Origin of the sequence: Xenorhabdus innexi (assembly GCF_002632485.1) — a bacterium.
GTDB classification, from domain to species: Bacteria; Pseudomonadota; Gammaproteobacteria; order Enterobacterales; family Enterobacteriaceae; genus Xenorhabdus; species Xenorhabdus innexi.
The window spans coordinates 1-13,671 of record NZ_NIBU01000074.1; the positions used below are offsets into that span (position 1 = coordinate 1).

12 protein-coding genes, 1 tRNA gene and 1 pseudogene are annotated in these 13,671 nt (G+C 42.2%); 8 read left to right on the forward strand and 6 right to left on the reverse strand.

The window, feature by feature from the left end; genetic code table 11:
- Positions 1–1,002: 1,002 nt before the first annotated feature.
- The 5 genes and pseudogenes from Xinn_RS17820 to Xinn_RS17840 all read right to left on the reverse strand — a co-directional run bounded on the left by Xinn_RS17820 (position 1,003) and on the right by Xinn_RS17840 (position 3,336).
- A complete protein-coding gene (locus Xinn_RS17820; RefSeq protein WP_086956013.1) occupies positions 1,003–1,206 on the reverse strand; it encodes a hypothetical protein in 204 nt (67 codons plus the stop codon).
- 171 nt (positions 1,207–1,377) lie between these two features.
- Positions 1,378–1,526 (reverse strand): annotated as a pseudogene (locus Xinn_RS22890) (integrase); the annotation flags it as partial.
- 249 nt (positions 1,527–1,775) lie between these two features.
- A tRNA-Arg gene (locus tag Xinn_RS17830) sits at positions 1,776–1,850 on the reverse strand.
- A gap of 296 nt (positions 1,851–2,146) precedes the next feature.
- Positions 2,147–2,695: a DUF7823 domain-containing protein gene (locus Xinn_RS17835; protein WP_086956012.1), complete on the reverse strand. Its 549-nt coding sequence runs from the start codon at positions 2,693–2,695 to the stop codon at positions 2,147–2,149.
- Positions 2,696–2,781: 86 nt separating this feature from the next.
- A complete protein-coding gene (locus Xinn_RS17840; protein ID WP_086956011.1) occupies positions 2,782–3,336 on the reverse strand; it encodes an AidA/PixA family protein in 555 nt (184 codons plus the stop codon).
- A gap of 616 nt (positions 3,337–3,952) precedes the next feature.
- On the opposite strand from Xinn_RS17840, the gene Xinn_RS17845 reads away from it, so the two are divergent.
- Genes Xinn_RS17845 through Xinn_RS17855 form a run of 3 tightly spaced genes read left to right on the forward strand, consistent with a single transcriptional unit; the run spans position 3,953 to position 5,600 of the window.
- On the forward strand, positions 3,953–4,300 hold the full coding sequence (locus Xinn_RS17845) for an SH3 domain-containing protein (RefSeq protein ID WP_086956010.1): 348 nt from the start codon (positions 3,953–3,955) through the stop codon (positions 4,298–4,300).
- 3 nt (positions 4,301–4,303) lie between these two features.
- Positions 4,304–5,287 carry a threo-3-hydroxy-L-aspartate ammonia-lyase gene (locus tag Xinn_RS17850; RefSeq protein WP_086956009.1) on the forward strand — a complete coding sequence of 328 codons (984 nt, stop codon included), beginning with the start codon at positions 4,304–4,306 and terminating at the stop codon, positions 5,285–5,287.
- 1 nt (position 5,288) lies between these two features.
- Positions 5,289–5,600, forward strand: coding sequence for a hypothetical protein (locus Xinn_RS17855; protein ID WP_086956008.1), 312 nt, complete (start codon positions 5,289–5,291; stop codon positions 5,598–5,600).
- A 36-nt stretch (positions 5,601–5,636) separates the two neighbouring features.
- Here the strand turns inward: Xinn_RS17855 and prpR are convergent, their stop codons facing one another.
- Positions 5,637–7,301 (reverse strand): propionate catabolism operon regulatory protein PrpR, encoded by a 1,665-nt coding sequence (gene prpR, locus Xinn_RS17860; protein WP_086956007.1) that lies wholly within the window; start codon positions 7,299–7,301, stop codon positions 5,637–5,639.
- A 294-nt stretch (positions 7,302–7,595) separates the two neighbouring features.
- Between prpR and prpB the strand changes: the two genes are divergently transcribed.
- The 5 genes from prpB (at position 7,596) to Xinn_RS17880 (ending at position 13,376) form a co-directional block, all read left to right on the forward strand.
- Positions 7,596–8,501: a methylisocitrate lyase gene (gene prpB / locus Xinn_RS17865; RefSeq protein WP_086956006.1), complete on the forward strand. Its 906-nt coding sequence runs from the start codon at positions 7,596–7,598 to the stop codon at positions 8,499–8,501.
- Positions 8,502–8,506: 5 nt separating this feature from the next.
- Positions 8,507–9,670 (forward strand): bifunctional 2-methylcitrate synthase/citrate synthase, encoded by a 1,164-nt coding sequence (gene prpC / locus Xinn_RS17870; protein WP_086956005.1) that lies wholly within the window; start codon positions 8,507–8,509, stop codon positions 9,668–9,670.
- Positions 9,671–9,742: 72 nt separating this feature from the next.
- Positions 9,743–11,206, forward strand: a complete 1,464-nt coding sequence (locus Xinn_RS17875) for a bifunctional 2-methylcitrate dehydratase/aconitate hydratase (protein ID WP_422646005.1) — start codon at positions 9,743–9,745, stop codon at positions 11,204–11,206.
- A gap of 54 nt (positions 11,207–11,260) precedes the next feature.
- Positions 11,261–11,431: a hypothetical protein gene (locus Xinn_RS22185; protein WP_169923609.1), complete on the forward strand. Its 171-nt coding sequence runs from the start codon at positions 11,261–11,263 to the stop codon at positions 11,429–11,431.
- Between the two features lie 55 nt (positions 11,432–11,486).
- Positions 11,487–13,376 (forward strand): propionate--CoA ligase, encoded by a 1,890-nt coding sequence (locus Xinn_RS17880; protein WP_086956004.1) that lies wholly within the window; start codon positions 11,487–11,489, stop codon positions 13,374–13,376.
- Positions 13,377–13,671: the final 295 nt, after the last annotated feature.

Sequence of the window (13,671 nt, forward strand, 5' to 3'; positions counted from 1 at the left end):
GAGGGCTTCTTTTTGGGCATTTGTCAGGGTAATTTTCATGGACACAATCTTGATCTGATAGGAAGGAAAAATCAAGCAGCTTCAATTACGATGGGTATACAAGTTAGACGCGAATTTTTAGGGTATCACTGACGCGCTGCGCTTGCCTTCTCCGTGTAACCGAGCTAATACATTAACCCGATTACACGGAGATCTGAAAAATTACCTGCCAGAAAAAAGAGTAACGCCTCACCTGCTCCTCATTTTTCTCCTCACTTTTTAATCTTCATTGTTCTGGTTAACAAGGGCGAGTTCCTGCCCGTTACGGGTAATCAGTCCGTCATGTTCTAACTTGGTTAACCAACGGCTGAAATTTTTCACATTCACTCCCATCGCCTTAAATCATCACGCACAAGGGCAATGGAACAGGGTTCTTTCAGATCAGTGCGCGACCATATGCACTGCCACAATGCCGCATGGTTATCGGTTTTATTGGCGATGAGTCCGATTTCTTCCTCTTCAACCGGATCGCGCGGCCTGTGAACATCAATAAAATGGGTTCCATCAATTTTGGAGAGTACGGCATGGCTAATTTTGATGGGGTGTATATTTTGATGGCAAAATGACAGGTGGGGAATTAATAGAATTTGTCAGAGGACTGATGAAATACAGCATTCTAAGAGCGGGATTTCACACCTTTAATTTCCAGCCTTGCATAGTGTAAGGACTCCTTGAAATTAAGGAGCCACCGATTTTGGAGACTCATCGCAAATTCCCTAAACATGGGCAACGCCCGAAAATCAGACTTTGCTACTCTATCAAGAAATGTGCACAAAATAGGAACTTGAAAAACAGAGCATTTATTTCTTTTGTCCAGCACATAAATCAACCGTGATGATTTTCACCATATCTAAGTAACTAATTGATAATTAATAGACATTCAGAGAACCCATACCCCAAAGAAAATAATTCTGGAGTGTGAGTGAATGATAAGAGGGTGGAGGTATGTTGCCGCCCTGCTAATTAATTGCAGATAAAATCACCGTCCGGTGTTCGAGAACATACTCCCTCATCGATCATGCATTCTGCCCATTCTGGACTATTGATATCGTATTTTTGGCATTCAGGGTGGGTAGGAACAGAATAAGTTTCTGTAGAAAAAGCATAGACCTGTATAGAGGCTAAAAGAGTAGCACCTGTCATCAGGCAAAAAAGATATGTTTTCATCATTCTCTCCACGGTTTTTAACGTGATTATCACAAAGATTGTTTAAACTGATAAACCCATTCCAACCCAATAACAAGCGAATAACTCTTAACCATTAGTTACTCACTAAAACTAAAGCCAATATTCTTTTATCCATTCCCTTGAGTGGTTAACGCAATAACTCCTGCCAGCAGTTAAAAATGAATAATGTTCTTTTTTATGTGGAGCAAAGGCATACACGAAATCAGGGGCGGGATTATATTCAGCTCTCCCTGTGACTATTGCATATCGCCACAGCGCTGGCAAACCTTCCAGAATTTTTCGGTGGCTCCTCGATCATTTTAGTTTTGCCCGCGAATTAATAGCGATAGCGCTAGCCTTTGGAACCATTGATTACTAAGTCTGTTAGCTTCATAACCCACTCAATATTGTATAGAAAAATTGTAGAGGGAATTTCTATACAAAAAACTACACAACAAATTGTAGAGATTTAGAAAGACGCCACGAGACTTCGATAGATGAGAGATTTAGAAAATTAGTTGATTTTACAGGATTTAATTTACTTGAATAGACCATGAGAGATGTTCGTTTGGCGCCCTCTGCAGGAATCGAACCTACAACTAGCCCTTAGGAGGGGCTCGTTATATCCATTTAACTAAGAGGGCATTTTACTACTTGTTTCAGATGTTTCTGAAACGCCTGCATCATATCTCTTTCTACCTGTTTTAATCAAGTTTTTTGCTTTTGTTGCTTCATTTTATGCTCTTTTAGTAACCAACTCGTTTACTTGCCATTGTGTACAGATTGAGTACGTAACCATGTTTGTTATTTTTCTGTTCTGATATTTATGAATTACCTTAATCTATCTAATTAAATAATGATACTTTAAATAATGGAATTTAAAGTGATCAATAAAAATTGACCACTTGTCATAAAATGATATTCTGTCACTATGAACAGCTTAATTATCACACCATCTAAAACAAAAGCGTTTAGTTTCCCCTGTTTCTTTCAAGATATTTCCTAATCCCTTCGCATCAGGAATAGATTTAGCTATATAGTCGTAAGTAATATTATAATTATGTACAATGGAAATGCCGACTAAAATTTTTGAATATTTCCCAAGTTTGTAAGTGATACCATTAACTGTTACATAAAGATATTTATTATAAAATAAGTCTACCATGCTATCAAAGCTCTTCTGGTTGTTATAAGAATGAGCATTAAATAAAAGAAAACCACCGGGAGAACCTGCGAATGATCTTTCTGACCAATAGAAAAATCCTATTTTATCGGCATCAAGGGGGGTATTATTTTCGATAACAGATAATTCGCCAAAAGGAGGTTTATTCTGGTCTGATTGTGCTTTACTATTGTATCCCCAGTGCATGTTTTCCGACTCTATGTCTGGATAAGGAAAATTAAATTCCCCAGCACCGAGAGTAATATCAAGCACTACTTTATATTCTGTTTCTGATGTGGAAATATCTGATTGATTATCACCGGACATAATTCCCTCACTTATTATTTATCTGAAATGAATAAGGCTGTGCATTGCACAGCCCATAAATTTTATTCAGTGTTTCTGTATGAGAGTTATCTATTATCCATGATAAGAGCAGGTTCAGCAGAAATATAACCCTGCAACATACCTTCTTTGTAAATTCCTACAATACACTCATAATACATTGTGCGCATAGTACCATTAGCAGGTATCATATTAACTTTACTCATCCAGTAGTAACTTCTGACGGCCTGCATATCAACATCTAATGGGTTTCTTACGTCAACAACCGGAATATATTCCATGCCCTGTATGACCTTGTGAGGGTCTATCATTGTCATCATGTCATCCTGCATGACTTTCATCATTGGATCTAATTTCATTAGCGCAACTGAGTAATCTAAATTCATATTTAATGTCATTACTTTTACGCGAAGCATATCACCAACATCACATTTAATGACTAAATTACCTGCGCTATTAACTGATGCAAGTTTGTCATCCTCAGGAAGATAGGTGATATATTTTTTGAAAATATCCGCAGACCAAAGTGAAACAGGGTTGTTAATATCTTTGCTAAGTTTGCCAAAATCATGCATAATATCTTCGGTTCTTATACCCACTACTATATCAATCATCTTAGACATTATAGTAACCTCATTTATTTATGGTATTAGCGTATTTTATTACACAAAAAATATAACATTTGGCGTGCGTTTTTTTCACAATCGAATTACGGCTTATATAATAGCAAAATAATATAAAGCTAAAACATCAAAAAACACTCGCCAATAAGACATTTTTATCACAATAAAAAATATTAAATTACAATCCAGATAAATTAATAATTTAATTTTCAAAAATACAAAACACAATTTAATATGATGGAACCTTTCATTGTGAAATAATAAAGAAATTGTAGATATAAATATTTTCATATCATCAAAGAACTAATTCACTAAATTCAAGAAAAGAAATCACTCAAAAAATAATAAATTTTTAAAATTAATAGTGTGATTATGAAATTAAATCACACCCTCCATTTATCTATGTTTAATTGATTACCTCTAAAGTCAAATAGATATATAGTTTACTCCCCTGTATAATCGCTAATTATTACCTCAACTGCTAAATTAATTTGTACTCTTCGTATTTCAAGTGACCTCCTTGTTACTTGAAGCACATGTTGAAATCCATTGAGTATATATCTTATGAGTTTTGAGTCATTGCCTGCAAACGGCAGATATCAATTTAGGAGAAAGTATGTTTGGGAAAGGTACTGTAATCAAGAACTACACCAGCGCTTATCCAACTCCAATCCGATTACAGTCTGGTGATATCGTTTCTGTCAGCCACTGTGATATAGAGTACCCTTACTGGGTGTGGACAATGGATAAATCAGAAATAAGTGGCTGGGTTCCACAGCAAATCCTGCGCTTTACTCAGGTTAACCGGGCAATATGTACAGAAGACTATATTGCTCATGAATTAACTGTAAAAGCTGGCGAATTACTCTATTTGGAAAATTTATTGAATGGTTGGTTCTGGGCTCACAAAGAGTGTGGTGAGACAGGCTGGATACCACAGGATTATATAACTCAGGAGATTTAAGTAATGAAGTTTTTTCCCGATTATTATGATGTTTCAGAAGCTCATTCCCGTATTAAAACTTATATCCACAAGACCCCTGTTTTTACCTCAAATACCGTTAATCAGATATTTGATGCTGAAGTCTATTTCAAATGTGAAAACTACCAACGAATGGGAGCATTTAAATTTCGTGGCGCAATGAATGCATTATCTCAATTTAGTGATGAACAGAAAAAAACAGGGGTTGTTGCTTTCTCTTCCGGTAATCATGCTCAGGCCATTGCCTTAGCAGCCAAAACGCTCAATATCCCGGCCACAATTGTGATGCCACACGATGCACCTAAAGCCAAAGTTGAGGCAACAAAGGGTTATGGCGGTAAAGTTGTTTTTTATGACAGATATACGGAAGATAACAAAGCAATAAGCCGTAATCTGGCAGAAAAACACGGGCTGACTTTAATCCCACCTTACGATCACCCGCATATTATTGCAGGGCAAGGAACAGTAGCCAAAGAGCTGTTTGAAGAGGTCGGTGAATTGGATAGCCTGTTTGTTCCGCTTGGTGGCGGAGGTCTGTTATCCGGCTCGGCATTATCTGCTGCTCAGTTATCACCTAAATGTCAGGTCTTTGGTGTTGAACCAGAGGCAGGCAATGATGGACAACAATCTTTCAGGAAAGGTGAAATTGTCTATATTGATACGCCAAAAACTATTGCAGATGGCGCGCAGACTCCCCATTTAGGTGAGCATAATTTTGCTATCATCCGCCATCTTGTGACAGATATTCTGACAGCCTCAGATGAGGAACTGGTTGATACGATGCATTTTCTGGCAGAACGAATGAAAACAGTTGTTGAACCGACAGGCTGTCTGGGTTTTGCGGCAGCCAGAGCGATGCGGGAACAATTGAAGGGCAAGCGCATCGGTATTATTCTGAGCGGAGGCAATATCGATATGCAACGATATGCTAGTTTATTAGAAAATAAGAAATTAATAGGGAATTACTAACATGGAATCATACTCAAACAGTCAAATGGATATACTTTATTACGATCGCGAGGCTGAAACTGGTTCTCGCTGTTCTGCCAATTTTTCAAATGGATATTTGACTATATCTTATGAAGACGAAGATGATAACGGCAACACGATAATCACTAAATATATTGGTGAAGAGCGTTCCCAAGGCCATTGGGAATTAAAAGGTGATGATGGAGAAAATAGTAGAGCAACTCTGCACCAATTTGATAATGGAAGAATATTAGAAGGAAGCTGGCACTGCGATAATTATTCAGGTATGTGGCGTATTATTCTGAATAAGTAAAATCGCATTATCCCCCTATCTCAGATAGGGGGTTTATTAATTTTTACCCTGCTCCTGCTTTAGTCTGCGCCATAATGTCGTACGGCTGATCCCCAGGTATTCTGCGGCTGCCTGCCGATTACCTGAAAAATGAGCCACAATATCATGCAATGAAATATCATTCCCTGAGGGTAAATTCTCAGTAAAAGCGTGGGATGAAGTTTTTACTGTTTTCATCGTATTTATTGCACTACTCTCAATCCGGCGCTCAGGAGAAAGCGACAATATTAATGTTGGAGTTAATATCTGTTCAGGATTAACGCTCATATAGAGGGCTATTCTTTCCATCAGATTACGCAGTTCTCTCACATTCCCCGGCCAGTGATAAGACTGTAATATCGCATCACACTGAGAAAGTTCATGCATTCTTGCCGGTGAAACAGGTAAATTAAGCGTCGCGCATGTCCGCCGAAAATATTCCTGTGCCAGCATACTGATGTCGTTTCCCCGCTCCCTTAACGCCGGAAGATTAATGCGCAATACATTTAAACGATAAAACAGATCAACACGGAAACGCCCTTCCCGTACCCACTGATCCAAATCAACGTGGGTAGCGCAAATGATACGGACATCAACAGCAATCGGACGATACCCTCCGACTCTGACAACCGATTTTTCTTCCAGCACTCTTAATAACCGGGTCTGTAACGGTAGGGGCATTTCGCCTATTTCGTCCAGAAATAAAGTTCCCCTGTGTGCAACTTCAAATAGCCCCGCCCGCCCGCCGCGACGGGAACCCGTAAATGCACCTTCTTCGTAGCCAAACAATTCCGCCTCTAATAATGACTCGGCAATTGCACCACAGTTGACAGCAACAAAAGGTCGCGGATGTTTTCTCTTTAACTGCCCATAACGCAGGGTATATTCATGATGAATGGCCTGTGCAACCAGTTCCTTTCCTGTGCCGCTTTCTCCCTGAATCAATACGGTTGCTGTCGAGCGGGCATATAACATAACGGTGTTTCGTACACTTTCCATCGCAGCGGAATTTCCCCGAATATCATTGATAGTATGCCGGACCCGCAGTTTATTTTCGGCAGGATAAGGTGAAATCACCGCCTGATTAAGTCTGGCCATTCTGGCCATATCTAAAGCGTGATGAAATGCCTGTCGGATAGATTCAGCAGAATAGACAAAAACACCCACCAGCCCTGCTTCATATGCCAAATCAGTGATCAACCCAGCCCCTATAATCACCTGAATTCCAACCGCTTTCAGAGCATTAATCTGTGTTCTGGCATCCTCTTCTGTTACATAGCTGCGCTGTTCAATGCACAGATTAAAGTGTTGTTGAAATTCCTCCAGCGCAGGTAAGGTGTTCTGGTAAGAAATGACCCCAATACGGGAGCTGATTTGCCGGGCACGGGCTAATGCCTGCATAAAATCAAACCCACTGGCTTTGGCTATGATCACCGGCACTGATAACCTGCTTTTCAGGTATGCACCATTAGAGCCAGCACATATCACGGCATCACAATGTTCATTTTCCAGACGCTTACGGATATGCTGCACTGCCTGTTCAAAACCGAGATTAATCGGCGTGATATCAGCCTGATGATCAAATTCAGGTGTAATGTCACGAAAAAGGTCAAAAAGACGGGAGATAGAGACTGTCCAGATAACTGGTTGACTGCTGTTACGTTCCACAGCATGTATCGGCATGATATATCTCCTTTTTTCTTACCGGATTACATTCCGCAGTGTTTCATCCAAATAAAATGAAACAAAAATGAAACATTTTTAATTCAATCTGAAACAGGTATATATTATAACCAGTAAACAATCAGAAACCACACTGTGTCAGAGATACAAATAACATACTGATTATTAATCAAAATAAAAAAACACTCTGTATCTTCCCCACCCTTTTCCTGCATTTTTACTTTTTGGCACAAGCCTTGCTTTGTTAATGGTTTGATACAAACAGGTTTAATTTTTACAATAATGGAGTTATATATGGGATTTTATTCTGCCGGTTTGACTTTTCGTCAGGCAATAAAAGACGAATCTCCGTTACAGGTGGTAGGAACTATCAATGCAAACCATGCATTGCTGGCAAAACGTACAGGTTATAAGGCTATTTATCTTTCCGGTGGCGGTGTTTCAGCCGGTTCATTAGGTTTACCGGATTTGGGTATCTCAACGCTGGATGATGTAGTGACCGATACCCGACGCATCACTGATGTATGCGATTTACCTCTTCTGGTAGATGCAGATATCGGCTTCGGCTCCTCCGCATTTAATGTTGCCCGCACAGTTCGGTCTATTATTAAAGCAGGGGCAGCCGGACTGCATATTGAAGATCAAGTCGGTGCAAAACGTTGTGGCCATCGGCCGAATAAAGAGATTGTCTCAAAAGAGGAAATGGTAGACCGCATTAAAGCCGCCGTTGATGCCCGTAACGATGAGCATTTTGTGATTATGGCCCGTACTGACGCACTGGCAGTAGAAGGGTTGAGTGCAGCCCTTGACAGAGCCGAAGCTTATATAGAAGCAGGAGCAGATATGCTGTTTCCGGAAGCAATCACAGAACTTCAAATGTATAAAACATTTGCGGCAAAAACACAGGTTCCAATACTGGCAAACATCACCGAATTTGGTGCCACGCCACTTTTTACCCTTGAAGAGCTAAAAAGTGCCGATGTCTCTATCGCCCTCTATCCCCTGTCAGCATTCCGCGCCATGAATAAGGCTGCAGAGCAAGTCTACACTGCACTCCGGCGCGATGGCACACAAAAAAATGTGCTCAGTATGATGCAAACCCGTAATGAACTTTATGAAAGTATCAATTATTACGATTTCGAGCAGCGGCTGGATGCCCTGTTTTCCCAGAAAAACAGCTCAGAAAAACAGTCGAGGTGATACACATGAATGAACAAGATATAACGAGTGAATCAACATCATTTAAACCGAAGAAATCTGTTGCTCTATCCGGTGTTACTGCGGGTAATACCGCACTTTGTACCGTTGGGAAAAACGGCAAAGAATTACATTACCGGGGTTATGATATTTTTGATTTGGCCGCTCATTGCGAATTTGAAGAAGTGGCCTATCTGTTAATCCATGAAAAACTTCCTTCCCGTGCAGAACTGACAGCCTATAAAGCCAAACTGAAAGCACTGCGGGGTCTGCCGAGCAGTGTTAAAGCCGCATTGGAAGCCCTGCCCGCAGTCGCACATCCAATGGATGTAATGCGTACCGGTGCCTCCGTCCTTGGCTGTACATTGCCGGAGAAAGAAGACCATAATCCTGCCGGAGCCCGTGATATTGCTGACCGTTTACTCGCTTCTCTCAGCTCAATATTACTTTATTGGTATCACTATAGTTATAACGGTCGCCGAATAGAGGTGGAAACTGATGATGACTCTATCGGAGGTCACTTCCTTCATCTTCTACATGGGCAAAAACCACAGGCATCGTGGGAAAAAGCAATGCACACCTCCCTTATCCTGTATGCAGAGCATGAATTCAATGCTTCGACTTTTACCAGCCGCGTGATTGCCGGGACAAATTCCGATATGTATTCAGCCATTATCGGGGGGATCGGAGCGTTGCGGGGATCAAGGCATGGTGGTGCTAATGAAGCGTCATTCGATATTCAACAGCGTTATGACACACCGGATGAAGCCGAAATTGATATTCTCCGTCGTCTGGAAAAAAAAGAAGTCATCATTGGCTTCGGGCATCCGGTTTATACCATTTCTGATCCGCGCCATAAAGTGATTAAAGATGTTGCGCAAACGCTATCCAAAGAAGCGGGGACACTGCAAATGTTTAACATTGCAGATCGTATAGAATCTGTGATGTGGAATGAGAAAAAGATGTTCCCGAATCTCGACTGGTTTGCGGCGGTGTCATATCACATGATGGGCGTTCCGACCGCCATGTTTACACCACTGTTTGTTCTTGCCCGCACTTCCGGCTGGGCTGCACACATTATCGAACAGCGCATTGATAACAAAATTATTCGCCCCACAGCCAATTATACCGGCCCGGAAAATCTGCCGTTTGTCCCGATTGACAAGCGTTGATACCGGTTGGTGAGTGTTTGTTAAGCAGTATCTTAATCTAATTTTCCAAAAGGATTGATTATGTCTACCTCTATGCCTGCCTCAACACTGACTTCCGCTGTAAATAACCGTCCTGAATACGATCAAGTGATTGTCGATATCGTAGATTACGTAATGGACTACATTATCGTTTCCCCCATTGCCTATATCACCGCCCAGCATACATTCTTAGATGCTTTAGGCTGTGGCTTAGAGGCACTGGAGTACCCTGCCTGTACTAAATTACTGGGGCCGATTGTGCCGGGAACAGTTGTCCCCAATGGTGTACGCGTGCCGGGAACTCAGTTCGAGCTTGATCCCGTACAGGCTGCATTCAATATCGGTACGCTTATCCGCTGGCTGGATTTTAACGATACTTGGCTGGCTGCTGAATGGGGGCACCCATCGGATAATTTAGGCGGAATACTTGCTGTTGCTGACTGGCTGTCAAGAAATGCTGTTGCCCGCGGTGAAGAGCCACTGACTATGTGGGATGTCTTTTCAGCCATGATTAAGGCATACGAAATTCAGGGCTGTCTGGCACTGGAAAATTCGTTCAATAAAGTCGGGCTGGATCATGTTGTTTTGGTAAAAGTCGCTTCAACTGCTGTGGTTGCACAAATGCTGGGGCTGGATCGTGAGCAGATATTAAGTGCCGTGTCTCTTGCATGGGTCGACGGTCAGTCTTTACGGACGTATCGTCACTCACCTAATACAGGCTCCCGTAAATCCTGGGCAGCAGGTGATGCAACTTCCCGCGCCGTCCGTCTGGCGCTGATGGCACAACAAGGTGAGATGGGCTATCCCTCCGTATTAACCGCTAAAGGCTGGGGCTTTTATGATGTCCTGTTCGGGGGAGAATCATTTCAGTTCCAGCGCCCATATGAAAGTTATGTGATGGAAAACATTCTGTTTAAAGTTTCCTTCCCTGCTGAATTTCATGCTCAGACTGCGGTTGAAGCGGCTATGCAACTGCATCAACAACTGAAAGATCTGGGAAAAACAGTTGACGATATTGCTAAAATCACTATTCGCACTCATCAGGCCTGTATCCGAATCATTGATAAGAAAGGCCCGCTGCATAATCCGGCAGACCGGGATCACTGCATTCAATATATGGTTGCTATTCCATTACTGTTTGGCCGTCTCACTGCTGCGGATTATGAAGATGATGTTGCCGGAGATCCGCGTATTGATATTCTGCGGGAAAAAATAGTCTGTGTTGAAGATGCAGACTTCACAACGGATTACCACGATCCTGAAAAACGCTCTATTGCTAATGCCCTGACGATTACTTTTAATGATGACAGCCAGCTTGATGAAGTAATAATAGAGTTTCCAATCGGTCACAGACGCCGCCGTGCCGATGGTGTTCCCGCATTGCTGGAAAAATTCAGAACTAATCTGGCACGCCGCTTTACCGAAGAACAGCAACAAAAAATCCTGTCAGTCTCTCTTGACCTTAACGATATAAAAGACATCCCAGTAAACGAATATCTCGATTTGTACGTTGGTTAACCTGCAATTTTATTGCTGCCCAATAGATTCAGAGTGTGTCGCGGAGGCAAAGGAATGACAAATTCATCGGGAACAAATTTGTCCAGCCGGAAGCTGGCCTCCGGTGAGAGGCAGGAGCCTCTCAGTCATCCTTCGACCGTACTACTAATCACAACATGGTCAGGGGGATTCTGGTTGCTGAATCACTATTCTTACATTGGATCATTGAAGACAGTAGATCATTGAAGACAACAAATCATGAAAATATTACGTCAGGAAAAATATCTCGTTAGGAGAAATTATGTCATTTCAAGATTTTTACCGACGTTCGATCGATGAACCCAGTGATTTCTGGGCAGAACAAGCCAGACGAATTCACTGGCAACACCCTTTTGAACAAGTACTGGATTACAGTAATCCCCCCTTTGCCCGCTGGTTCTGTGGCGGAAAAACTAACCTATGCTATAACGCATTAGATCGCTGGCTGGAAATACAGCCTGATGCCAAAGCATTAATTGCAGTTTCAACAGAAACGAATACTGAACGGGTCTTCACTTACCGGGAGTTATATCAGGAAGTCAATCAGGCAGCCGCGATTATGCTTTCTCTCGGTGTCAAAAAAGGCGATCGTGTCGTGGTATATATGCCGATGGTGGCAGAAGCTCTGTTTATCCTGCTTGCCTGCGCACGTATCGGTGCCATCCATTCCGTTGTGTTTGGCGGTTTTGCCGCCCATAGTCTTGCAACCCGGCTGGATAATGCTGAGCCGGTACTGGTCGTTTCCGCTGATGCAGGTTCCCGGGGAGGAAAAATTATCCCCTACAAACCATTATTGGATGAAGCCATTGAATTAGCAGTGCATACACCTCGTCATGTCTTAATGGTAAACCGAGGATTGAGTGAGATAAATTGGGTCAAAAACCGGGATCTGGATTTCGCCACCTTACGACAGGCTCATTTGGGAGCCGAAGTTCCTGTGGAATGGCTCGAATCCAATGAGGTTTCCTGCGTTCTGTACACGTCAGGAACAACAGGCACGCCCAAAGGCGTACAACGGGATGTTGGTGGTTATGCCGTTGCACTGGCGACATCTATGGATATTATTTTCGGCGGCAGAGCCGGTGGCACATTCTTTTGTACATCAGACATCGGCTGGATTGTAGGACATTCCTATATTGTTTATGCTCCGCTGATCGCAGGAATGGCAACTATTATGTATGAAGGTCTGCCCATCCGGCCGGATGCCGGGATTTGGTGGCGGATTGTGGAAAAATATCGCGTTACCAGAATGTTTTCTGCACCAACAGCCATTCGTGTCCTGAAAAAATACCCTACAGATAACCTTGCACAATACGATATTTCTTCTCTTGAAACGCTCTATCTGGCAGGTGAACCCCTTGATGAGCATACCGCCCGTTGGGTTACTGAAACCATTAATGTGCCCGTTATTGATAACTATTGGCAAACTGAAACTGGCTGGCCAATTATGGCAATTGCACGGGTACTGGATGACAGAGCCGGACGTTTTGGCAGCACCGGATTTCCAATGTACGGTTTTAACGTGATGTTAATTAATGAGCTAACTGGTCAGGAATGCGGTGATAACGAAAAAGGTATGCTGGTTATCAAAGGTCCCTTGCCTCCGGGATGTATCCAAACTATTTATGGTGATAATAACCGCTTCGTAAATACCTACTGGAAACATTTCGACCCACAGGTTTATTCTACTTTCGACTGGGGTATCCGTGACAGTGACGGTTACTACTTTATCCTAGGGCGTTCGGATGATGTGATTAATGTTTCGGGTCATCGTCTGGGAACGCGGGAAATAGAAGAGTGTATCGCCAGCCATGAAGATGTTGCAGAAGTTGCAGTTATCGGCGTTAAAGATGATGTAAGAGGCCAAGCGGCTGTTTCTTTCGTCGTGCTCAAAGAAGGGCGGGAAATTCAGAGTGCAGACCACTTTGCAGAGTTAGAAAAATCGCTGATGAATCTGGTCGATAAAAAAATTGGCAGTGTTGGGCGCCCGGCTCGTATTTATTTTGTCACTCAATTACCCAAAACCCGTTCAGGGAAAATGTTGCGTCGCACTATGCAAGCAATTTGTGAAGGACGTGATCCCAATGATATTGCCCTGATCGAAAACCCGGCTTCACTGGATGTGATACGTGATGCAGTTTCTCATCATTAACACTAATGAATTACTGCATTCTCGTGTCTATTTAAACGGTGTTTAGCAGGAGGGTATTACTATACAACTGTACTACATTTCCCAGCTACTTTTACCCATTCCTGCTCCGTGCCAATGCGGAGCTTTTTTTTTGCGTTTTAATGCAATCACAAGATAGCTTAATATGTTAAATCAGAGTGCGCTTCTTGCGCCCTCTCATAGATAGGATCTTAAGCAATAACCGTTTATTTTTAGATAGAAAAAAGGCTTCATTTATGATCTGATAATCGTCGCTAAACTAATATCAAAACCACGG